21 protein-coding genes are annotated in these 23296 nt (G+C 54.1%); 12 read left to right on the top strand and 9 right to left on the bottom strand.

What is annotated here, in order from left to right:
• The first annotated feature begins 75 nt into the window (after positions 1 to 75).
• The 6 genes from ED901_RS18065 to ED901_RS18040 all read left to right on the top strand — a co-directional run bounded on the left by ED901_RS18065 (position 76) and on the right by ED901_RS18040 (position 7081).
• Entirely contained in the window at positions 76 to 723 is a 648-nt protein-coding gene (locus tag ED901_RS18065) for a LuxR C-terminal-related transcriptional regulator (protein ID WP_162997898.1), read from the top strand.
• A gap of 666 nt (positions 724 to 1389) precedes the next feature.
• Positions 1390 to 2031: a fimbrial protein gene (locus ED901_RS18060; protein WP_240993968.1), complete on the top strand. Its 642-nt coding sequence runs from the start codon at positions 1390 to 1392 to the stop codon at positions 2029 to 2031.
• Positions 2032 to 2093: 62 nt separating this feature from the next.
• On the top strand, positions 2094 to 2825 hold the full coding sequence (locus tag ED901_RS18055; protein ID WP_122096759.1) for a molecular chaperone: 732 nt from the start codon (positions 2094 to 2096) through the stop codon (positions 2823 to 2825).
• A gap of 17 nt (positions 2826 to 2842) precedes the next feature.
• The gene (locus ED901_RS18050) at positions 2843 to 5335 is read left to right on the top strand and encodes a fimbria/pilus outer membrane usher protein (RefSeq protein ID WP_122096758.1); all 2493 of its coding nucleotides are present in this window, start codon (positions 2843 to 2845) and stop codon (positions 5333 to 5335) included.
• A 116-nt stretch (positions 5336 to 5451) separates the two neighbouring features.
• On the top strand, positions 5452 to 6384 hold the full coding sequence (locus ED901_RS18045) for a fimbrial protein (protein WP_162997897.1): 933 nt from the start codon (positions 5452 to 5454) through the stop codon (positions 6382 to 6384).
• Positions 6385 to 6475: 91 nt separating this feature from the next.
• Positions 6476 to 7081 carry a helix-turn-helix domain-containing protein gene (locus ED901_RS18040; RefSeq protein ID WP_056780042.1) on the top strand — a complete coding sequence of 202 codons (606 nt, stop codon included), beginning with the start codon at positions 6476 to 6478 and terminating at the stop codon, positions 7079 to 7081.
• A 164-nt stretch (positions 7082 to 7245) separates the two neighbouring features.
• Here the strand turns inward: ED901_RS18040 and ED901_RS18035 are convergent, their stop codons facing one another.
• The 3 genes from ED901_RS18035 to ED901_RS18025 form a co-directional block, all read right to left on the bottom strand.
• A complete protein-coding gene (locus ED901_RS18035) occupies positions 7246 to 8124 on the bottom strand; it encodes a PhzF family phenazine biosynthesis protein (protein ID WP_122096756.1) in 879 nt (292 codons plus the stop codon).
• Between the two features lie 46 nt (positions 8125 to 8170).
• On the bottom strand, positions 8171 to 8473 hold the full coding sequence (locus ED901_RS18030) for a hypothetical protein (protein ID WP_056780048.1): 303 nt from the start codon (positions 8471 to 8473) through the stop codon (positions 8171 to 8173).
• Between the two features lie 103 nt (positions 8474 to 8576).
• The gene (locus ED901_RS18025) at positions 8577 to 9269 is read right to left on the bottom strand and encodes a DJ-1/PfpI family protein (protein ID WP_122096755.1); all 693 of its coding nucleotides are present in this window, start codon (positions 9267 to 9269) and stop codon (positions 8577 to 8579) included.
• A 201-nt stretch (positions 9270 to 9470) separates the two neighbouring features.
• On the opposite strand from ED901_RS18025, the gene ED901_RS18020 reads away from it, so the two are divergent.
• Positions 9471 to 10889 (top strand): PLP-dependent aminotransferase family protein, encoded by a 1419-nt coding sequence (locus ED901_RS18020; protein ID WP_122096754.1) that lies wholly within the window; start codon positions 9471 to 9473, stop codon positions 10887 to 10889.
• A gap of 17 nt (positions 10890 to 10906) precedes the next feature.
• Here ED901_RS18020 and ED901_RS18015 read toward each other — a convergent pair whose 3' ends face one another.
• The 6 genes from ED901_RS18015 to ED901_RS17990 form a co-directional block, all read right to left on the bottom strand.
• Positions 10907 to 11782: a hypothetical protein gene (locus ED901_RS18015; RefSeq protein ID WP_122096753.1), complete on the bottom strand. Its 876-nt coding sequence runs from the start codon at positions 11780 to 11782 to the stop codon at positions 10907 to 10909.
• Positions 11773 to 14118, bottom strand: coding sequence for a fimbria/pilus outer membrane usher protein (locus ED901_RS18010; RefSeq protein WP_162997896.1), 2346 nt, complete (start codon positions 14116 to 14118; stop codon positions 11773 to 11775). Before ED901_RS18010 ends, ED901_RS18015 begins: the two co-directional genes overlap by 10 nt.
• Before the next feature lie 166 nt (positions 14119 to 14284).
• Positions 14285 to 14866 (bottom strand): fimbrial protein, encoded by a 582-nt coding sequence (locus ED901_RS18005; protein WP_122096751.1) that lies wholly within the window; start codon positions 14864 to 14866, stop codon positions 14285 to 14287.
• A 91-nt stretch (positions 14867 to 14957) separates the two neighbouring features.
• A complete protein-coding gene (locus tag ED901_RS18000) occupies positions 14958 to 15656 on the bottom strand; it encodes a molecular chaperone (protein WP_122096750.1) in 699 nt (232 codons plus the stop codon).
• A 284-nt stretch (positions 15657 to 15940) separates the two neighbouring features.
• Positions 15941 to 16834: a proline iminopeptidase-family hydrolase gene (locus ED901_RS17995; protein ID WP_122096749.1), complete on the bottom strand. Its 894-nt coding sequence runs from the start codon at positions 16832 to 16834 to the stop codon at positions 15941 to 15943.
• Between the two features lie 89 nt (positions 16835 to 16923).
• Entirely contained in the window at positions 16924 to 17679 is a 756-nt protein-coding gene (locus ED901_RS17990; RefSeq protein ID WP_056780067.1) for a LuxR family transcriptional regulator, read from the bottom strand.
• 315 nt (positions 17680 to 17994) lie between these two features.
• Between ED901_RS17990 and ED901_RS17985 the strand changes: the two genes are divergently transcribed.
• The 5 genes from ED901_RS17985 to ED901_RS17965 are packed head-to-tail and all read left to right on the top strand — an operon-like array spanning position 17995 to position 23292.
• A complete protein-coding gene (locus ED901_RS17985) occupies positions 17995 to 18933 on the top strand; it encodes an ABC transporter permease (protein ID WP_122096748.1) in 939 nt (312 codons plus the stop codon).
• Positions 18930 to 19790 carry an ABC transporter permease gene (locus ED901_RS17980; RefSeq protein WP_122096747.1) on the top strand — a complete coding sequence of 287 codons (861 nt, stop codon included), beginning with the start codon at positions 18930 to 18932 and terminating at the stop codon, positions 19788 to 19790. The genes ED901_RS17985 and ED901_RS17980 overlap by 4 nt, the downstream gene beginning before the upstream one ends.
• Positions 19787 to 20764: an ABC transporter ATP-binding protein gene (locus tag ED901_RS17975; RefSeq protein ID WP_122096746.1), complete on the top strand. Its 978-nt coding sequence runs from the start codon at positions 19787 to 19789 to the stop codon at positions 20762 to 20764. The genes ED901_RS17980 and ED901_RS17975 overlap by 4 nt, the downstream gene beginning before the upstream one ends.
• Positions 20748 to 21776 carry an ABC transporter ATP-binding protein gene (locus ED901_RS17970; protein WP_122096745.1) on the top strand — a complete coding sequence of 343 codons (1029 nt, stop codon included), beginning with the start codon at positions 20748 to 20750 and terminating at the stop codon, positions 21774 to 21776. The genes ED901_RS17975 and ED901_RS17970 overlap by 17 nt, the downstream gene beginning before the upstream one ends.
• 1 nt (position 21777) lies before the next feature.
• Complete coding sequence (locus ED901_RS17965; RefSeq protein ID WP_122096744.1) at positions 21778 to 23292, top strand: ABC transporter substrate-binding protein; 1515 nt, start codon at positions 21778 to 21780, stop codon at positions 23290 to 23292.
• Positions 23293 to 23296: the final 4 nt, after the last annotated feature.

Here is a 23296-nt window from a genome sequence, read left to right as displayed (position 1 = left end):
TAAATGAGAAGCAATTCGCCCACAGTGTAGCCTTATGTTTTTACTGTCAGTCTTTTATACATGAAGGTGGTCAGAATGTCGGAAGTTGCCCCATTATCTATTGCTGTCATAAACTATAATAATATCTACTTTTCAACCGGACTGGCAGAAATCCTGAGCCGTCTGACATTACGGGAAACCTCAGTAGTTCATATTGAGGATGGCGAGCTGAATGAAGCCAGCAAAGCGGATGTGATCGTGATGAATATTTCATGTGGCAGAAATTCCATCTGTAATACCCTGCATAAAATACGAAAACCAGACAGTATCGTTATCGGACTTGAACGTGACTCTGATGATCCGGTTACAACGACTTCTTTGTATTGTCATGCCGGGATGCAGACCCTGTCCCTTAAAAACTCTGTTGCACAAGTCAGTCAGATGTTCGACACCATCAGCAATGAAGATCAACATGAATTCACGTTTCAGAATAAGAACTGCTTTCATTGTAAACAGCTGACGCTCACACCCCAGCAATCCTATTTCAGTCATTTGTACCTTTCCGGCTGCTCGGTCAAAAAAATGGCCGGAGATTTAGGGTGTGATACCAAAACGGTGTATTCGCACAAACTCAAGATAATGAGAAACTTTAACATCAAAAGCGATCAGGAACTGTATGTCTTGCTGAGATTCAACCTCACCAGAAAATCAGACTGCCTTATCTATCCCGGTTTACACATATAATCACTACCTTTACGTCTTTCATTATGAATGACGTTTTTTTTATTTCCTGCCAATATATCTCGTCCGGACAAAGTCATCATTTTATTAAATAACATTCTCTTCGTACAGCCCCAGTTGCACGCCATTTCCATGGTCACAGTGAATTACCCTTCGTTCTGAAAACACCTCCATTAACAAATACCGAAAAGCACTATTCTTATGGCCTCTTGTATTTGGTTCGTTTAACAAGTGCCTCATGTTAGGTGATAAGCTGACTTCGGTGAGATTATTCTTATAAGCGGATTTTGCAGCGGGCTAAACGTTTAATTCCGGACAATGAAGATAATCACAAAAATAATGCGCTTTCAGTTGTCATGAAAACAAAATAAGTCACGAAAATTAACAATAATTAAACATTGGCGGTCAGATGATGCAAATAACACAACATAATTAGCATTTTCATTTACACCGAAAAATCATCTTATCCTGAAGTTAATCACCATAAATTAACAATCAGGCAGTATATAAATCCGATTAAATAACAATTGGTGGGGTATTTCTCTAAATGACGGATTGTTTTTAACCCTTTCCTTAGCAAGGGAATAAAACAAGAATGTAATGGCTCGGCAGGGAGAACTTCTTATATCGCTTAATTGATTTCTTCTGCATTGCCGGGATTTACTTTAAATGGATGTTATTTTTCGAGAGATTCTTATGAATATTAAAAAACTGAGTTTGGTTGTTTCTGCTGCATTTGCTGGTGCACTGACAATGGGTTCTGCATTCGCTGCTACTACTGAATCAGTAGGAGGGGGTAAAATTACTTTCAGCGGCGCAGTCAGTGATGCGACCTGTAATGTTACCACGAATAACGGTTCAGATTTCACAGTGAACCTGGCGCCTATCGCGCTGACTGATTTAAGCAATACCGCCGGTGTCGTGACTGCAGGTTCCACACCTTTCACTATGGCTGTAAGCGGCTGTACTGGTTTTGATGCAACAAGCACAGTGGCTCAGCAATTAAAAATGAAAGTGTCAGGCGCTAATGTTTCTGATGATTCTACTTACCTGAAAAATGAAACAGGTACAGCGTCAGGTGTGGGTATTACCCTGACCACTGATGGCAGCACTGCCGTAGATTTGGCTAACTACATCTCTACGGGTTTATCAACCTCTGCCACTACTACTGATGGCACTACTGGCACAGTATTCGACAATGGCGCAGAGGGTGATATCACTCTTTATGCAAACTACTACAACTATGGCGGCGCAAGCGCTTCTGTCGGTACCGTAGTGACCACAGCAACTTATATGTTCACCTACGAGTAATGAATACGGAGGGTGTCATGCACCCTCCTTTTTTTTAATGCCAGTTTTCACCGGGGTTAGTTGTGAGGAATATCTCTCTTTTTGCTGTTTTGTCTTTTATTTGTTTCTCTTCTACAGCCAGCGTCGTGCTTAATTCCACGCGCGTTATATTTCCTTCTGAATCGAAAAGTGTCTCTGTCCAGTTGGTGAATAAAAGCAAGAATACACATCTTGTACAATCCTGGATCGATGACGGCAGGGCGGAGGCTAAACCTGAAGAATTAAATACGCCTTTCATGATCAGCCCGCCGGTTGTGAAAATTAATGCCAATGACGGACAGACATTACGCATCAGTAAAAATACGTTGTCAGAAGCATTACCTAAAGATCGTGAAAGTCTGTTCTGGCTGAACGTTATTGACGTTCCGCCTGAACCTGAGAATGCCGCAGATAATGGAAACTATCTCCAGGTTGCTATCAGAAACCGAATTAAGCTTTTCTGGCGCCCGGCATCATTAAAAATATCAGCTGATAAAATCTCTGATCTTGTCAGCCTTAAGCGTTCAGAAAATGGCAAGTTGTGTGCTGATAATCCGACGCCTTATTACGTCACTGTTTCGCAGGTCATGAAATGGGATGGGAAAAGCCGGACCGTACAGAACAATATAAAAGGGAATCTGCTTGACGGCGCAATGACGCTTTCTCCTTTCAGTTGCCAGCCCATTAATAAGATGCCAGCGACACCAGGAAAATATCAGATGGTGCATGTGGACGATTACGGCAGCCGGGTTCCCTTTGTTGTTGAGTATAAATGATTTGTTAGGATTGGATTATGAACGGGAAGTCAGTCACCATTTCTGGAGTATTCAATAAGTCAAAACTCGTTTACGCACTTTTAGCCGCGCTATATTCCCAACAGGGGCACACCGCTGCTTTTAACAGCAGCTTTTTAATGGGCGATATCGGCAGCGCCGACTGGAGCAGCGGCAGCAAGGTCATCTCCGCCGGTATTTACGATCTGGATGTGTCGGTTAACGGCGCATGGCGAGGGAAATTCCCCGTCAAGGTGGATGAAAAGAACAACATTTTTATGAAGCCGGACGTTTTCGGCTCTTTGCTGGTCAAGAAACCGGCGGAAATGAAGGACACAACAGAAGAATGGTTGCCCGCCAGCACCTTTTTACACGGCGGCAGCACGACATTAAATACCGGTAAAATGGAACTGAACCTGGTTATTCCTCAGGCTTTTGTGATCAGCAAAGATCAGCGCTGGGTGGCGCCAGAAATGTGGGATCCGGGCATTAACGGGGCTTACACCAGCTACAACTTCAGTTATTACAACTCACACCGCAAAGACGATGTGAGCGATGCCGATAATATTTATCTCTCAATGAGAAGCGGTCTGAATCTGGCGGGCTGGTCGTTGCTGGATAACTCGACCTTTCAGCGTAACCGCAGCAATAAAAGTGGCTACTGGACGAACAGCACCCGTTACCTCGAGCGCCCTTTGCCGGGGATGAACGCGTTGCTGAGGGTAGGGGACAGCTATACCGAATCGCCGTGGTTCGACAACATGCGTTTTCGCGGCGTGAGCCTCAGGCAAGATTTGCGCATGTACCCGGACAGTTACCGCACCTATATGCCGGTTATCCGGGGTATGGCGAACAGTAATGCTGTGGTCAAAATTTATCAGAATGGACAGATCATTCATCAGGTCAACGTGCCGGCCGGCCCGTTTTCCATTGAAGATCTGATGCCTACCGGTTCGCGAAGCGATTTTCAGGTCGATGTTGTCAACGCCGGTGGCTCGACAGAAAGTTTTATCGTGCCGTTTTCGACGGTCAGCGACATGCTGCGCCCCGGCTCCTCGGAGTGGATGCTGAATGCGGGTAAGGTGCAAATCAGCAATGTCGATTTTCACCCCGAATTTGTGCAGGGGAGTTATTCCTATGGGGTGAATAACTATCTGTCTGTGTACGGCGGGGCCACGCTGAATAATGATTACCAGTCATTATTGGCGGGCGCAGCCGTCAGCGTGCCGTATTTAGGTTCTGTGTCATCCAATATTGAGCGGGCCTCGGCAACGTTGAAAAATGGTCAGTCGTCAGACGGTCAGCGAATTAAGTTTTCGTGGAGCCGCTATTTGCCGACCAAAACCAACATCAGTATTGCCAGTTATTATTATAATTCTGCGGAATATTTATCTTTCAATGACTTCGTTTATATCAACCGGCTCATTCAACAAGATAACAGCACGTCAGGTTATAAAAGAAGTAAAAAGACCTACAGCATCAGCCTGGATCAAACCCTTGATGATGGCTGGGGTCGTATTGCGCTTGATGCTTACTGGCGTGATTACTGGAATAGCAATCAGTCCACGCGGCAGTACAGCCTGACCTACAGTAATCTCTGGCGTGATATCAGCTGGAGTATTTCCGCGCGGCGGACACATTATGAATATGATGCGGACGATTCCAGCAACCAGTATGACGAAAGTCATTATGGCAGGAGCAGAAGCCAGGATGAAAATCGCATTGATCTGTCGATTACTATCCCGCTGAAAATATTTGATACCAATGCCAGCCTGGTGACCCGCAGCGGTATGAAAGACGGCAAATATGCGAACAGCGACATCGGGCTCAACGGCTCGACGGACAACGTCGATTACAACCTGAGTATGGCCGACGATAACACCAACCGCACCTCCACCCTTAACGCCTGGGGGGCGATGCGCACCTCGGCGGTGAAACTGACCGGGAATTACAGTGAATCAAACAACTACCGTCAGGCAGGCTTTGGTGCCAGCGGCAGCGCGGTGTTATGGAGCGGCGGTTTACTGACCTCCGGATCCAGCGGAACGACGTTTGTTATTCTGGATTCGCCCGGCGTGGCTAACGCGGTGGTCAATGGTAATCCGGCAATGAAAACCAATAAAAGCGGCAAGGTACTTTATCCGTATGCGGCGCCTTATCGTATGAATAATTTCCGGCTGGAAAATAATGATGCCGATGCGGAAGTGAAAGGCAATATTCGCCACGTGGCTCCCTGGGCAGGAAGTATCAGTTATGTGAAATACAATACCGATACCCGAAAGGTTTTTGTTATTGAGGCGTACAAGAGCGACGGGCAACCTTTACCTTTTGGCGCTGAACTGCTCGATAAAAAAAATGCGGCGCTGGGATATGTTTCCCAGGGCAGCCAGATGTATATCAAAGCTGACGTTTTGCCGAAGTTTATTTTTGTGAAATATACGCAAGATGAAAAACAGCAGAAATGTAAAGTTACCAACCCGTCGAAGTCGCAAAGAAATATCTGCGTACTGTAAACAGGATTAACATGAAAAAAATAATCATTATTCTTTTGTCGTTAATGGCACCTGCCGCGTGGGCGGATTGCGTGAGGGTAAATGGCGGTAGCACTCCGACATTATTTTCAGAAAGTTTGGATCTTTCATCGTTATTTACCACCACAGACACGGCAACGGAATCGCGCAGTACCTTTGCCAATATAAGTCTGAACTGTTCGACCCTCGTTGTTGGGAGTTCCAGCGTTAACTACATCAGCCCGATGGCAAATGGTTACTGGGTGGAATACATCAGCCCCGCCGGAATTTCGCGTTGGGTAAACTTTAAGGTGTCCGATTTCATCAGCAGGCAGGAATACGGCCCAGGCAATCAAACCTCAACAGCCGTCAGCTATACGCTGACGGCCACCTTATTGCCCCGCGCACCCGGCGCAGTGAACGCTAATTTCAGTCAGAGCACCACCACGGGGGTCGCGACCCTGACCCCGTTGGTACTGGAGAACACCAACTGGGGGATTTTTGCCCAGATCCCGACGGTCGATCAGGTCGCCGCGATTGTGGCATCGAAAGCCTGGACGTCAAAATATCTGGCCTACAACGAGTTGACGGTGACCTTTAATCCGCCGGAAACCACCTGTGACATGCCAGATCAAAATGTCCATTTACCGAAAGTCTCATTAAGCGACTTAAAACTGGGAATGGATACCGGTTCAACGCCGGTTCAGCTGCCGGTGACCTGTTCCAACACGCTGGTCAATGCGTCCACCCGGGGAATTTCCGCCTGGTTGTACAGCGCAGATATCGTGGACAGCAACAATCTGGTGATGAGAAACGGTTCATCGACCTCCAGTGGGATTGGCATCGCGCTGAAAAACAGTGCGGGCAGTGATATTTCATTATCGGCTGCCACCACACAAAACACCGCGACGTCCATTTTAAACATTGTCAGAGGGGGAGACAGCAGTAATGTCGTGATAGACATTAACGCCTTTTACAAAATATTTGATACCCAGACTGCTTCGGCAGGCACGGTCGTCGCCACCGCCATGCTTTATTTTAATTACGAATGACATTGCTTAATTCCATTATTGTCAAAAAGAAATAGAGTCAATCCACGGGGTTAATAGCCATTAACCCTGATCATTGAATACAAGACACGCCATGAAATACCAAAGTATTGATATCAACCGGTGTTACGCCCGGGTCATCAAAGAAATAATGCCTTTTTGTCAAACAGCCACTCCTGATGAAGTTTATAAAGGTAAGCGACGGTACAATTTTAATAAAGAAGGAGAACAGCTAGTTTTTGTTATCGAAGAGGGTGATTATTTTGTCAAGCGACGACAAGACGACAAAGTCATTGAACTTATTACCTCGCCTTCGGTGATCGGATTCTTACCCGCATTACGTGAAGATTATCCGATTTATCTCGAGCGGATCGATTATGGCAAGATAAGTTACATCACGTTAAAAAACTGTATGCGAATTATTTTCTCTCATCAGATGATGGGAGATGTGCTCTATATTTTATCCCAGCGGTTTACCAATATGATCTATTTTATTTCAGATAATAATGGCGATGCCACCAAAGAGGTATGCAATGCGATTACGCGTCTGCAAAATTTGCCCGATCATATTAAAAAGAGATTTTCTGCCCTTGCACTGATTGGGCAAACCACGCATTTATCCAAAAGTTCGATCAGCCGCGTGCTGAAAAAACTTCAGGATGATGGCGTCCTGTCGCTCGATAAAGGGCATCTTCTTTGAAGGGCTGCCATCGCAAGCCATAAAAAAACCCTTTATTGTTCAGCCATTCAGCGGCGAACAATAAAGGGTTTTTTACAGACCGGCACGTCGGGGTCAGGCGTCAGCGCGGCGGAAGGAGGGCAAAACGTCTTTCCCTGTCGTTACCGGCGTCCGGCAGCGACCCGTTATGCGCAGATTTTCCCGCTGATGCACGTCACTGCATGGCCCCCGACATAGATATGGTCCCTGGTGATGCGCAGGACCAGTTTTCCGTCGCGCCCTGTTTTCTGACCTTGTGAGGATCTGACGATGCCGTCATCCGGCAATGCGACCTGATGATGGCGCATAAACGCCGCGATGCTGCCATTACCGCTGCCGCACACCGGATCCTCATTGACTCCGCAGGAGGGAGCGAATGACCGGGCTTCAATGTGCATATCTGTCGCGCCCGCGTGTAAACCGTACAGGCAGATGCCGGTGATGTTCATGGCCGCGTCATGCTGCGCCAGCCGGGCAAAGTCCGGCGTGGTGGCCAGCACCTGCGCGGCGTCGGTGGTTTTTGCCACCACCCAGCGCGCACCGACATCGACCCGTGCCGGCGCGAGGCTGCGGTCAATGGGGCAGCCGAGGATCTCTTCCAGTTCCTGCGTTTGTGCCGGAGTCAGGGGTGTGATCACCGGCTCAGGTAACCGGAATGAAATGGACATCGGCGCGGCGTCTGGTGCGGTAACGTTCAGTTCAATCAGCCCGGCGGCGCACTCCTGAATGAGAACCCCGTCGCGTGGCGTAATGCTGCCGGATTCCACCAAGGCATACGCCGTGCCGAGCGTCGGATGCCCGGCAAAAGGCAATTCGCTGGCGGGAGTAAATATGCGTACCCGATAATCGGCCCTGTGATCCTCAGCCGGAAGAACAAACGTCGTCTCAGAAAGATTTGTCCAGCTGGCAATGGATTGCATCTGGCTGTCGCTCAGCCCGCGGGCATCCATAATAACGGCCACCGGGTTGCCCTTATAAGGCGCGGTGGTAAAGACATCAACCTGTTTGAAATTAATCTGCTGCATAATCTTATCTCATGATGATGTAACGGAATAACCTGCCGGAAGAATATCAGTGCTGAATTTCAATCTGGTTCCAGCCTTTATTCAGCATGCAGCTTTTCACCAGAATTTCGCGTTTATCCTGATTGATATCTTCGATGGTATAGCTGGTGTCGCTTTTTTTGGTTTTCTTATCTTTGGAGGTGTATTTATCGGTCACGATATTATCCGGTGGCAGATCCCGTAATGCGTTAGCCTGACACTCTGTTTCGGCCAGCATTTCCTGCTGGTCTGTGCTGTCGGCTTTGACCCATTTATATTCCACGCAACCGGTCAGTGCAAACAGGGTGACGATAATCATTAACATCTTCATTGATTTATTTCCTGGGGTTTAAAAAAGTATGGATTAATAAAAAACACTATCCGGCATCTGTGTGCCGGAATGAAAAGAACAGCGTATGTGCGCCATCAGGCGTTTAACGCGCGCGGTAATACGACAACGCGGCATCACGGCAGGCACCGAAATGATCTTTATATAAGGCTTTCGACTGACGGGTTAATTCCTCGCCTGCACGTTCCGGCGTGCCAACGCCAAATACCGGCTGAGGATGATATTCAATCGTCAGCTCAACCAGTTTTGCCTGATGTTCGCCACGCAACGCTGCCAGTACCCTGAGCGCAGCTTCAAACCCGCCGGTGGCCGGGCCCGCAGTCAGCAATTTGCCATCCTGAACCACCGCGCCGCCCGGCACCGCTTCAGCCCCAAACAGCGGCAGGCTTTCCAGCAGATGAAAATTGGTGGTGGCTTTGCGCCCTTTGAGCAGGCCCACGGCGCCTAACAGCAGCGCGCCGCCGCAGATTGCCATCAGGTACGGGTCGTGTTGCGACTGACGGGCAATGAACGCCAGAATGTCAGGGTTGCGGTTCATGTCTGCGGGCACCGCGCCCATGACCAGCACATCCAGCGGCGGGCACTCGTCAAACGTGGTGGTCGCGGCCATAGGCAGGCGGGGCGAGGCCTCGATCAGATCTTTATTCTTCCAGAGGATATGCAACTCAACCTCCGGCGTCATACCGAATACGGCATGAGCGCCGAGCAGATCCATGATGGCAACCCCCGGACAAACGAGGATCCCAACCTGAAGTGGCGAATGATTTTTCAGTTCCATCACAGTCTCCCGGACCATAAATAAAAGTCAGCTGTATAAAGAAAGATGCTACACCCTTCAGAATAAGGGGTACAGATACAGTATAAGTCTGAATTAAAGGACACAATAACCGCGTTCAGCCGGGCCATTCCGTGAGGAGGTCCGGTATTAAAGCCTGTAAAAACGCGGTAAACTGTGACCATTACGTTGTGGAGATTAAGCATGTTTACCTATGAAATTTTAGCCAAAGAGGTCGCCACGGCGATCACCAACGGTCAGTTACCGCCCGGTTCCCGTATCCGTTCCATCCGGGAGTACGCCAACAGCCACAACGTCAGCGTCAATACGGTGAAAACCGCCTACCGGTTGCTGGAAGATCGCGGGCTTATCGTCGCGCGCCCGCAGGCGGGCTATTTTGTGAGTAACAACATCCCCGTGCTTTCAGCGCCAGCGGCGCTGACCCACGCACCTGAAAAGCTGTCACTGAGCGGAATCAAACGGCTGCTTTCGGTGATCCTCGATAACCATGCCAAAGAGGATTTCCTCGATCTGGCGCTGGCCTGCCCGGTCGGTGAAGCCTTTTACCCGGCCACGCGGCTGCGCAAGCTCACCTCGCAGCTGCTGCGCGCCAACAATCACAGCCTGACGTCTTACGCACTTCCTCCGGGATCCGTTCGCCTGAGATCGCAAATTGCCCGCCGTGGCGTGCATCTGGGGATGGTGCTGTCCGCCGGGGATATTCTGATCACTCACGGCACCATGGAAGCACTCAGCCTTGCCGTGCGGGCCTCGACCCGCCCCGGAGACGGCGTCGCGCTGGAAACCCCGACGTTTTATAATCTGTACCCGATGCTCGAAGATCTCGGGCGACGCGTCATTGAAATCCCCACCCATCCTCACACCGGCATGTGCCTTGATACCCTGCAAAAGCGCATTGACGAGGGCGAGGTCGCTGCGGTGATCACCGTGCCCAGCGGGCAGAACCCGCTGGGTTTCACCATGCCCGAGGAGCACCGGCAGCGTCTGGCGAAAATGGCCAACACCTATCACATCCCGGTCATCGAAGACGCTATGTATGCCGAACTGCAATACGGCGAACGCGCAGTGCCCAACATCAAAGCTTTCGATGAAGAGGGCTGGGTGCTGGTTTGTGCCAGTTACACCAAGACCGTCGCGCCGGATTTCAGGATCGGCTGGCTGGAGGCCGGGCGCTTCCGCGATGTCGTCCGTCAGCTCAAATTCACCTCGACCGTGGCGGAACCCGCGCTGCTGTCTGAAACCCTGGGCATGTTTCTGGAAAACGGCAGCTATGAACTTCACCTGCGCCACCTGAAACGGCTGTACACCCGGCAGATTGACACCGTGCGCGGCATCATCGCCCGTCATTTTCCGCAGGGCACCCGCGTCAGCCGCCCGGAATGTGGCTTTATCCTCTGGCTTGAGCTGCCGGAAAATTTCGATACGTTGCTGCTGTTCCACGCCGCGCTGGATGAAAAAATACTCTGTATGCCCGGTTTGCTCTGTTCCGGCAGCAAGGCCTACAGCCATTGCCTGCGTCTCGCGGTGTGTGTGGAACTTGATGACAGCCATGTGCAGGGGCTGGCGCGGCTGGGTGAACTGGCCTGCGCTCAGGCGGGCTGACCCCCGCCACAGGTTTTTCAACGCAATTCGACTTCTGCGGTAATGCTCACCACAAACGTTCCGGCGGCGGGCTGCTCGCCGGGGTTGCGTGTCAGTTCGGCGACATAGTCCGTATCATGAAACCGGGCGTTCTGCCCGGTGGCGGGCGCGCTGAAATCGACGTATCTCCCTTCCTCATTTTTCACCCGCAAACTGATCCCCGGCAAACTGGTGGCGATGTGCTGCGCATCCGGGCGTGTGCCGTTAAAACTGAAATGGATGGCGAGGTTGTCGTAATCGGCTGCATTTTTACAGCTCACCGGCAGGTGAAAACTCACCCTGGACAGCACCGGCGCAGCGCTGATGACCGCGTCCGGAAACGTGACCCGCAGGTTTTCACGGGTCACGCTGCACTGGCTGACGTTCAGGCGCAGCGCACTCAGACCCGGTGCCAGCAGCGGGGCTCCGTTCAGGCTCAGCGTAAACAGCGCGGGCAGGTCGTAATCTCCCGCCTGCACATCACCGGTTTTATACAGCCGGATGGCGAAGTTTTTGATCCCCTCGCCCGCAGGATCCAGGCGGTAAGCGCTGCCGTTATGCAGACACCCGCTGCCTTCCTGCGTACAGAAGCTGAAGCCGATGCCCGGTATGCCGGTGTGATAAATGCCCCGGTTTTCATTCCACACCGGATAGCTCATCGCAACCTGAAGGGCCTGCGCAGGCAGATTTACGCGGCTGAGCGGGGCGGCGGGGAAGGTGGCAAGCAGCGAACCGTTGGCCTGAATTTGTCTGACCGGCAGCGTACCGGCTTTGAGCATCAGGGTACGGGTCGCCGATGCGCTGGCCGCGACGAAAAACAGTAACAGCAGAAGGGCCGTCAGCCGCAAAGGCCGGGCGCGAAGGCTTACATGCATGAGAGTTTCCACAGGTTTGAAGGGTCGGAGGCTGTCGCCGGTTGCGGGATATGGCACAGCACATGGCCGTTGAGCAGGGCAGTCAGCGGCCAGCGCACCGCGGTGAAATCCGCCAGCAGCACGCCTGCGGCGCCGCCGGTGCCCACCGGTTTTTGGCTGGCGTCCTGCACCGTCACGCCAAACGGCAAAGTGTGCTGGTGTTTATCGACAATACGGGCGAACCGGCGATCGTGGCGGATGGCATTAAACTCCGCTTCCACCACTGCGCCGCTGGTCGGCACCACGCGTTTGATGGTGGACGGCAGATCGATTTGCCGGTCGAGCGAGTTGGGATCCAGCTCGACATCGTTCACATGGTAAGGCACCGCATAGCTGATGACGGCGTTACCCTGCCTGTCGGTATAGACGTTCTGACTGTTCTCGATTTTCAGCCCGCGGGTCTGCGGCGTATGCACCAGCACCACGGTATCCCCCAGCGGCTGGCTCAGGGTCACGCCGTGGTGATGCATAATCACGCCGCCCTGCAGGCCGAAACTGGTTTGCTGATAGCCACTTCCCTGAGACAACCCGGCGCTGATAAGCCCGCCCGAGGCGCTGTAGGTGCCTGACATATTGCTGGTTTGCGGGCTGTCCTGCCCGGACATGTTCACGTCGTAAGTGAGCTGGTCATCATCCATAAATGCCCCGTTTACCGATGCCGTTTGCTGATGCCCCCCGCGTGAATCGCTGTTGAAGTTGTATCCCGCACGGTGCTTTTGATCGCGGCCCAGCGGGATATCGAGGCTGAACGTGATGCTGTTATCGGCCACGCCTTGCAGGTCATGCTGATGCGCGAAGAACACCTGAAACTGGGATTGCCAGTAATTCATGCTCAGGCCAAAGCGGATGCTGTGCTGTTTGTTGCCCCGCCAGGTGTGGTCTTCGGTATAGCGCAGCATCAGGGTCAGGGCGTCGAAGCTCTGATCCAGCTGAAGGTTGTACCGGTCACGATAGCGGGCATTCGCCGGGCTGTTTTTCACTGCATTGACCGCGTCTCCGGCTTCCTGATAGTGCGGGTTGTAGCTGTGTTTCCAGCTCAGGTTCAGGGTGCTGCGGGTCTGATTCAGCGAACGCACGAACAGCGTTTCCAGTTGTTTACCCTGTTCCACACCAGGGCGTGAAGCCGCGCTGGACTGACTGCGTTTGAGCAGTAAAGACAACCCGCCGAGCACCGGCATATTCGCCACCACACCGCCCGCGCTGTTCTGGTAGCGGAAGGTGTTTTGCTGCGCCATCTGCTGACCGGCCAGCAGGGTAAAAGTGTTATCCAGCCCGTAAAACGCGCTGGCCTGATAAAGGGTGGGCTGCAGGGCGGTGTCAGGCGCGCCGCCGTTGCGTAAGCGGCCGCCCGACATTTCATAGTTGAAAACGCCGGGCGGCAGCAGGGCGGCGATGGTATTAAACGCCTGCGTGAAATGCTGCACGTTGCCGTCGGTTTCAACGACGCTGATGTCCAGATCGCCGGAACTGCTGGCGCTGTGGATGTCCGTGATCAGAAACGGGCCGGGCGTCACCCGCCGCTGGTCGATGACAAATCCGTTCTGACGGATCACCACGGTGGCATTCGTGCGTGCCGTTCCGCTGATGGCGGGCATGTAAAAACGCTGATTGTCCGGGCGCATCTCCTCGCTGGAATACAGCGTCATGCCGCGCAGCGACACCGACGAAAAAATCTTGCCGTCGGTAAAAAAATCGCCGCCGCGAAACGTGCTTTTCAGCCAGCGGATATCACGGGTGAGGTAACTGGCGCTGCTTTGGTAATGGCTGCGTTCGCGGCTGTTGTCGCTGAAGTACCCGTCATTGCGCAGCCGCCAGTCGCCCAGGTTCAACCCGTTGTTCAGGGTCGAACTGAGGCTGCTGTCATGACGACTTTGGCTGCCGGTATTGCGTTGCATGTTCATGTTGTAGTTGATGCGGGCAGCATTGAGGCCGCGGGTCCAGTTCTGCTCGGGGGCAATATCGTCGGAAGGCGCACTGAATCTGGCCTGCGGTACAGTCAGCGTGAGCGTTTCGCTGCCCGCGTCATAACTGGCTTTGGCGTTATCGACAAATGCGCTGAGAGGGTGCAGACCCGTAGGGGTTCGGTCTGCGCGTATGCCCCACATGCGCAGCAACGCCAACGTAAACACCGGCTGAACTGTCCCGTCGGTTAAACGAAACGGCTGCGTGATCTGACCGGCGTCTTGCGCATTGATCAGCAGATCGACCGGATAATCACCGGCTATCACCTGGCTGCCTTTTTCAAGCACGGACGCATCGATGCCCTGCAGATTGCCCATTTTCTCCATCAGATTCATATCGAACTCCTCGCTGTGGGCGGCACATGAACAGCAGAAAAAAAGCAGGAAGCGGGTGATAAAAGGCCGGGGGCGCGTCATGGGGCAAGCCGGAACCCGGACCTTGCGGTCCGGTAATGCCTGGCGGAGATGAGGTGAAGTGCGTCAGGCATTATTTCCGCACAGTTTATTTATAGGTGAAGGTAAACGTGGCTTTAGAGGCCACGTCGCCTGCTGTCACGGTGCTGGCCTCTTTGGCGTATTTGACGATGAAATCAAGGTTATCATTGCCATTATTCAGGCGTGACGCGTAGTCAGCAGACGGAACTTCGCTGTTATCCACCTTCAGCGCTGTTGCTGAACCATTCATGGCGCTGAAAAGCTCAAAGCCCAGGCCCTTCGCCCCGTCGGTATCGGTGTCAGTATTGGTGAGCAGAGTCGGAGACGAAGAGTCTGTTCCCCCTTCAATTTTCAGGCTGACGTTGTTCTGGTTAATCTGATCCGGGCAGTTCAGATAAATAGAAAAGCGTTTTTCGCCTTCATCAGTGGCTGCGCCGACGGGCAGAGTGCTGATTTTATTCAGGTTAATTTCATCTAAAGGAACCGAGTGGACCGTCTTGCTGTCGATGGTGCAGGTCGGCGCTTTCACGGAACCCGTAAACTCAATCGTGATGTCAGTGGGTGCCGCATCCCCCGCCATAGCACAATGCATCACCGGCAAAAGACCGGCGGCCAGTAATCCCGCGTAAATACGTTTATTCAAAATCATTTTATTGCCTTTATTTCTTTACATCATGGATAACGACTTCCCGTTGACGGGAAGTTTTACTCAGAGCAACGTGACAGGCGTTAAATAACCGTTATTGCAAAGAGACGTGTTGTATTTCTGACAGCCCGCCGAAATCATTAATGATGTTGTAATAGACGGTGTGAACCGTCGAACCGGCCGGGACAGAAATCGTCAATGAGGAGAAGGGCGCCAGCATATTGGCTGGAAGTTCATTCTTTGAATTATTGGCTGCATCCCGCCAGACTTTATTAAACGTAATATGGTAAGGCGAAGGATTAGTGACAATCAGTTTTCCGGGTTCGGCATGCCATTTCATGGTGGTAAAACTTTCGTGCAGCTCGGGGTCAATCCCTTTCGGACGATAGAAGATCTTGATCCGGGTTTTAAACGCCACCACCAACTGCGCACCGTCGGCCACCTGACGCTGGGGGATTTCCTTGAGATTCAACCACATCATGGTTTCCCGATCCGCAGGAAGCCCGGTGTTGTCGATTTTCTCAATGCGCAAGGTGGTGACGTTATTGGCGGTAACTTTCGACAGCGGCGGGTAAACCGTGAAGCGTCCTTCCTCCTCGCCAGATTCATTTTCAATCCACGCCTGCGCAAGAAAATCGAGGCCGGAAGGGTTACTGACTTTCACCGACTGCTGCGGGGTTGACTCCGGATAGATGACCCGCGTTTCATCCAGCATCAGTGAGGCATGGCTGATAACAGGGCAAATAAATATCAGGAAGGGAATGAAATAATTTCGGATACACGTAGCGTTCATTATTTTCTCTGAAACCGGATCGTTGAATGAGGTTCTGCTGACTCAGGGCACGATAATAAATACGGAGGTTCAGTGAAAATTAAACAAAACCACAACGGCGGGGTGTGACTGGCGGAAATGTTATCATCATGAAAATAACAGCGCGGGAATGTAAAGACTCTGTGGAAATAAGAAATGTGGCGTGATGAGCTAAGTAAAGTGAATGAATAAATGCACTGAGATTTGCGTTTATTCATCCACCTGACGGCAACGTGTGACGTGGTTCTCTGTGCTGTTGACGTGAATCACGTAACCGACGCTAAAAATTTCCCCACGCACGCCATGCACGCCTCACGTTCTTCCACGTGCGGCATATGGCTGGAGTGTTCGAAAATCACCCATTTTGCCCCTTTAATGTGGTCGGCGAAGGGCTGCACAACTTCCGGTGCGGCTTCGTCGTAACGGCCTGATATCAGCAGAACCGGCACATTAATGGCCGCGAGACGGTCGATCACCGTCCACGCTTTCATGCTGCCAATCACGTGAAACTCGGTCGGTCCGTTCATGGCGAGATACACCGTCGGATCGGCATCCATGGCGGCGAACGTGCGTTTCACCTCTTCCGGCCACGGATCGAGGCGGCAGACGTGACGGGCATAAAACACCTGCGACGCGGCTTTGTATTCGGGGCTGTCGATCGTTCCGGCCTGTTCATGGGTGAGTAAGGTCTGCTGAACGTCCGGCGGCAGTTCGCTGCGCAACCTTGCGGCGGCCTGCAACCAGAGTGCCATCGACGCTGGCGAATTGGCGATGATCAGCGCTTTCAGGCCGGCAGGTTGGGTGACCGCATGTTCGGCACCGAGCATACCGCCCCACGACTGGCCGAGCAGCGCGTAATCTTTTTCGATGCACAGATGGCGCAGCAGATTGTCCAGTTCCGCCAGAAACAGCGACGGTTGCCAGAAATCTGCCGGTTTATCAGGAAGGTGGGTGGAGCGGCCATTACCGATCTGATCGTAATGGATCACCGCCCGGCCGGTTTGGGCAATATCGCGGAAGGCATCCACGTAATCGTGGGTGCAGCCCGGCCCGCCGTGCGCGATCACCAGCGGCGTGACGCCGTTGTTCAAATCGCCGCAAACGCGGTACCAGGTCTGGTATTCCTGAAACGGCGCAAAGCCTTCAGTGAGCTTGACCATGTTGTTTCCCCTGTCGGTGAATAATCCTCACAGGGTAAACATCGCGGCGGCGCTGAACAGCTAGTAAAAAAGATAGAAAACGTGAAAGCTCAGCTGTCGAGCAGGCGGTAATGCATGGCGCGAACCACCGCCTGCACGCGGTTGCTGGCCCCCAGTTTGCGGCCGGCGGTGTTGAGATGCAGCGTGACGGTGGCGATTGACCGGTTCAGCTTACGGGCGATCTCTTTGGCGGTTAATCCCTCCGCCGCCCACGCCAGACATTCACGTTCGCGTTTGCTCAACCTGACGTGCTGACAGGTCAGCACGCTGCTGTCGAACAGCGGAAATACGCACTCCTGAAAGGTCAGCGCCAGCAGGCTGAAATCGCCCAGCACGTCATGAATATCCAGCTCGTGCCCGGCGCCGGTGTGGATCCCCGTCACCGTAACAAATCCGCCGTTGGGCAGATGCAGCGGCACGGTCGCGCCACTGGGCATATTGTTATCGCACATGTAATGGGTGACCGGTTTATTGAGGTCACTCAGACGGTTTTGCAGCGAGGTGTTGTCTGGCCGCTGATAAGACCAGACGAACGGCGCACAGCTCTCCAGCGCATAATGCTGCACCGGGTCCACCTGATAATATCCGCTCTCCAGCCACAGCCGCTGCATATCTCCCGGTACATTGCACATCTGCAACAAGGAAGGCGTGATCAGATCCCCTTCCAGCGAACGGGGAACCGGCGTGAAATCGTAAATCAGGGCATCAAATCCCAGGCGCGATGTCTGGGCGAAAAGGTGGGCAAACGCGCCTTCCACGGTACTTTCCCGCATCCCCTGCGCACTTTCTGTCACTGCGAGTTTCATGAATTCATCTCCGCCATGCTTCAACGTAAAAACGGCATTTGCCCCTCCGGCACGGTTCCTGCGTTGCCCAACCTGTGCCTGAAAAACATGCAATCGCGGTGCCAGATCACGGTGATAGCAAAACTAGTATTTTTGCTAACTACCGGTGCGGCACCACTGCGGCTAACGTAGTGCGACAGGGCAAAAGGCCATCGCAGGCGTGCCGAAAAAAGGGGAGAAACGCCGGGGTCGGCGCAGCCACACTGCACCGGGCTGGTGCAAATGTCGCCCGCCACGTCCGTTTTTGCACCGTTACACGCCATGAAGGGGACTGCCATGCACCGTTATCGTTTTCTGCTCTGGCGACCGCTGCAACTGCTGCCGGTGCTGCTGGGGATCAGCATTCTGACCTTTATTATGGTCCGCGCCATCCCCGGCGATCCGGCGAGGATCCTGCTTGGGGTGCACAGTTCGCCGGAAGCCATCGCCCGTATCCGCACCCAGTTCGGGCTGGATTTGCCAATTTGGCAGCAATACCTCTATTTCCTGCGCAATCTGCTTAACGGTGAAATGGGTAAATCGCTGATTTACCGTGTCGATACGCTCAAGCTGGTCACCACCCGTATCGAACCGACGCTGTATCTGGTGCTCGGCAGCGTGTTGCTGGCGCTGCTGATCGCGGTGCCACTGGCCGCGGCGGCGGCGAGACAGCGCGGAAAACTGGCCGATCAGGTGATCCGTTTGCTTTCCACCGTCGGCCTCGGCCTGCCCGCGTTCTGGCTGGCGATCATGATGATTTTGCTGTTCAGCCTGTCGCTCGGCTGGTTTCCGGTATCGGGGTACGGCAGTGACGCGGGTGAACGCCTCCGTCATCTGTTTTTGCCCTGCCTGACCGTCGCGCTGGCGCTGTCGGCGGTGCTGACCCGCAACCTGCGCGCCAGCCTGCTGATGGAATTACAGAATGATTACGTGACTGCCGCCAGGGCGCGTGGTCAGAACGAAAACCGCATTTTCTGGCGTCACGTGATGCCCAATTCACTGGTGCCCACGGTCAACCTGCTGGCGGTGAACATCGGCTGGCTGATCGGCAGTACGGTGGTGATCGAAAGCGTATTTGCCATTCCCGGCATGGGGCAGTTACTGGTGAAAGCGATTATCAGCCGTGACTACATGGTGGTGCAGGGCGTGGTGCTGGTGTTTGCGCTGGCGACGGTCGCCGTGAATCTGATCGCCGATCTGGTGACCGTGGCGCTGGATCCGAGGGTGACGTTATGAGCATGACAGAAAAGTTAATCACGCAGCGGCGGGTGTACTTTCCTCTGCGCTGGCTGCCGCGCCAGCAGGCGCTGCGGCTGGGCATTCTGATGTTGCTGGTGTGGATATTAGTGGCGCTGCTCAGCCCGTGGATCGCGCCATTTGACCCGGTTGCGCAGGATGCATCCGTGACGTTGTCACCGCCTTCATTCGCCCATCCGTTTGGCACGGATAACTTTGGCCGCGACATCCTTTCCCGCGTGATGTGGGGCGCGCGGGTGGATCTGCAAATTTGTCTGATTGGCGTCATTTTCCCGTTCACCTTCGGCACGCTGGCGGGGGCGTTTGCCGGGTATCTCGGCGGCGCGGTGGACACAATCTTTATGCGGGTGATCGACGTGGTGCTTGCGTTTCCGTTTCTGGTGCTGATGCTGTCGATCATCGCCATTCTCGGGCCGGGGCTGGGCAGTTTTTATATCGCGATGGCAATGGTCGGCTGGGTGTCGTATGCCCGTCTGGTACGGTCGCAGGTGCTGACGCTGAAACACCGGGATTTCATCCTGGCGGCGCGCAGCCTCGGTTACAGCCACCCGCGCATTTTACTTTTACACCTGCTGCCCAACGCACTGACCAGTTCGCTGGTGTTCTCGATGTCCGACTGCGTGCTGGTGTTACTCAGCGGCGCGTCGGTGAGTTATCTCGGCCTTGGCGTTCAGCCGCCCGTTGCCGAATGGGGCGTAATGGTTGCCGAAGGCCAGAGTTTTATTACCACGGCGTGGTGGATAACCACCTTTCCCGGTCTGGCCATTGTGGTGCTGGCGATGAGTTTCAGCCTGCTGGCCGACGGGCTGGGTGACAAACTGGGAGAGCGGCCATGACGTTATTGCAGGTGTCCGGTTTAACCATTGAAGACCGGCAGGGCGTGGCGCTGGTGGACAGGCTCTCGCTGACCCTGAACGCGGGGGACATTCTCGGGCTGGTGGGCGAAAGTGGCTCCGGAAAAACCCTGAGCTGCCGCGCCATGATGCGGTTGCTGCCTGGCGAAGGGCTGAACATCCGCGCGGGAGAAATTCGCCTGAATGGCACGGATCTGCTGACGTTGAGCGACAAACGCATGACCGCCGTTCGCGGGCGTGAAATCGGCATGATTTTCCAGAACCCGGCCAGCCATCTGAATCCGGTGATGAGCATCGGTCAGCAAATTGCCGAAAGCCGCCGGCTGCATTTCGGGGCCAGCCGCCGCGACGCGCATTTGCAGGCGGTGGAACTGCTGCGTCAGGTCGGTATTCCTGATCCGCAGCGCCGCGCAGATAACTATCCGCATGAGTTTTCCGGCGGTATGCGCCAGCGCGCCATGATCGCCGTGGCGCTGGCCTGCGAACCCAAAATGCTGATTGCCGACGAACCGACCACCGCGCTGGACGTCACTGTGCAGATGCAGATTTTGCGGCTGCTGCGCGATCTGCGCGACAGGCTGGGCATCGCCATTATTCTGATCACCCACGATCTCGGCGTGGTCGCACAAACCTGTGACCGCATTGCGGTGATGTATGGCGGTCGCCTGTGTGAAACCGGCGAAAAACGTCAGGTGCTGGCACAGGCGCAGCATCCGTACACGCGCGGGCTGATTGATTGCCAGCCCGCCAGCGACGGCGGCAGCGGACGAATGATCACGCTGCCCGGCCAGCCGCCGGTGGCGGCTCGTTTCCCCGCGGGCTGCCGGTTTCATCCGCGCTGCGCAAGGGCATCCGCACAGTGTCGTGCCGCCCAGCCCGCCATGGTTGCGGGCAGTCACGCGACGGCCTGCCACCATCCGCTGACCCACGGGAGGGAAAATGAATTTGCCATCTGAACTGAGTTCGCAGCCGTATCCGCTGCTGGAAGTTGAGGATCTGTCCGTGACGTTTCCGGTTTCCGGATTTGGCCTGAAAAAGCGTCACGTTCAGGCGGTGAACGGCGTGTCTTTGCACATTCATGCGGGTGAAACGCTGGGGCTGGTGGGCGAATCAGGCAGCGGCAAAAGCACGCTGGGCCGGGCGATGTTGCATCTGGAAACGGCCAGTGCCGGACGGGTGCGCTTTCGCGGGCAGCTGATCACCGACGGCGTCAGGCCGGATATCGCCCGTCTGCGCCAGCAAACCGCGATGATTTTTCAGGATCCTTACGCCTCGCTGAACCCGCGCCAGACGCTGGGTGAAAGCATCAGCGAAGTGTTGCGGGTGCACCAGAAAGTCGCTAAAGCGCACATCGCGGGGCGGGTGAGTGAACTGCTGATGCGCGTGGGCCTCAGCCCGGAACACGCCGCGAAACGGCCACAGGCGCTGAGTGGCGGACAGTGTCAGCGTGCCGGTATTGCCCGCGCACTGGCGATCGAACCGCGTCTGATCGTGGCGGATGAATGCGTGGCTGCGCTGGATGTGTCGATCCAGGCGCAAATCATCAACTTACTGATGGATCTGCGCGAAAGCATGGGGCTGGCTATCTTGTTTATCGCGCACGATCTGGCGATTGTGCGCCGCCTGTGTGACCGCGTGGCGGTGATGTACCTCGGGCGCATTGTCGAAAGCGGGCCGACGCACACGGTGTTTACTGCGCCGCGCCATCCTTATACCGCTGCGCTGGTGGCGGCGATCCCTGAAATCGACCCCGACCGGCCGCTGCCGGAGCATCCGTTACAGGGGGAGCCGCCTGGCCCGGTTTCTCTTCCTGCGGGCTGCGCTTTTCATCCTCGCTGTGCCTTTGCGCTTGCCGCGTGCAGGCAAGGCGCGGCACCAGAAACCCGGCATATTGCCGATCATGCTTTCGCCTGTGTGCTTGACGGCCACAAACGCGAAGGCGTCTATCCGATGACTGAAGGAATGTGACATGAAGCAAAAGCATTTTAACGTTGTGGCCGCCGGGGTGCTGCTGGCGTTGAGCCTGGTCAGCGAAGTGGCGCAGGCGGCGGGAGTTTTAACCATCGGTCGTCGTGAAGACAGCACCACATTTGACCCGATCAAGTCCGCGCAAAACGCGGATAACTGGGTGTTCTCCAACGTGTTCGATCCGCTGGTGCGGGTCGATAACACCGGCACCAAACTGCTGCCGGGGCTGGCGGAGAGCTGGACGATTTCGCCGGACGGCAAAACCTATACGCTGAAATTGCGCGACGCGAAGTTCTCTGACGGCACGCCGGTCACCGCTTCCGATGCGGTGTTCAGCCTGACGCGTATCCGCGATGATGCCGGTTCTATGTGGAAAGATTCCTACAGCATTATTGAAAGCCTCAGCGCGCCCGACGCCCGTACGCTGGTGATCACCCTGAAAACCCCGTCGGCGGCCTTTTTATCGCAACTGGCGCTGCCGAATGCCTCGGTAATTTCTCAGCAGGCCTTCACCAAACAGGGCGCGGATGATTTTGCCGAGCATCCGGTGGGTTCCGGCGCTTTCAGTGTGAAAGAGTGGACACGCGGCGAAAAAGTCGAGCTGGTGAAAAACCCGTATTACTGGGACGCCGCCAAGGTAAAACTGGACGGCGTCGAGTGGCTGACGTTGCCGGATGATAATACCCGTATGCTCAAGGTGCAGGCCGGAGAGCTGGATGCGGCACTGTCGATTCCGTTCTCGCGCATCGCCTCGCTGCAAAAAGACCCGAAACTGAGCGTGGAGCTGGATACCTCAACCCGCGAAGATCATCTGCTGATCAACCATGCCCACGGCGATCTGGCAAAAGTGGAAGTGCGTCAGGCGCTGGATTTCGCCATCGATAAGAAATCCATCATCGATACCGTGACCTTCGGCTACGGCAAAATCGCTAACTCCTACATTCCTGACGGCGCGCTCTATCACTACGCCGCTAACCTGCAACGCCCGTACGACCCGGAAAAAGCCAGACAGCTGCTGGCGGCGGCCGGTGTCAAAAATCTGACCCTGAAATATCTGGTCAACGCCGGTGATGAAGTGGACGAGCAGATCGCGGTTCTGCTGCAACAACAGCTGGCAAAAGCGGGCATCACCGCCAGTCTGCAAAAGGTGGATCCGAGCCAGAGCTGGGACATGCTGGTGGCGGGGGATTACGACATTTCGGTGATGTACTGGACCAACGACATTCTCGATCCGGATCAGAAAACCACCTTTACGCTGGGGCATGATTCCAACAACAACTACATGACGCACTACCACAACGAAAAAGTGAAAGCGCTGGTTGCGGCTGCGCGCGTAGAAATGGATCCGAAGAAGCGTGAACAGATGTATATCGATTTGCAGAAAATGGCGAAAGCCGACGTGAACTGGATTGATCTCTATTACAGCCCGTACCGTAATGTGACCCGTAAAAATATCAAAGACTTCCATCAGAATCCGTTAGGCCGTTTCACGTTAGAGGAAACGGTGAAAGAGTAATTTT

The sequence above is a fragment of the Rahnella sp. Larv3_ips genome, from assembly GCF_003697865.1.
GTDB lineage: Bacteria > Pseudomonadota > Gammaproteobacteria > Enterobacterales > Enterobacteriaceae > Rahnella > Rahnella rivi.
Note: the sequence above shows the minus strand (reverse complement) of the source record. Positions and strands in the feature narration are given on the sequence as shown.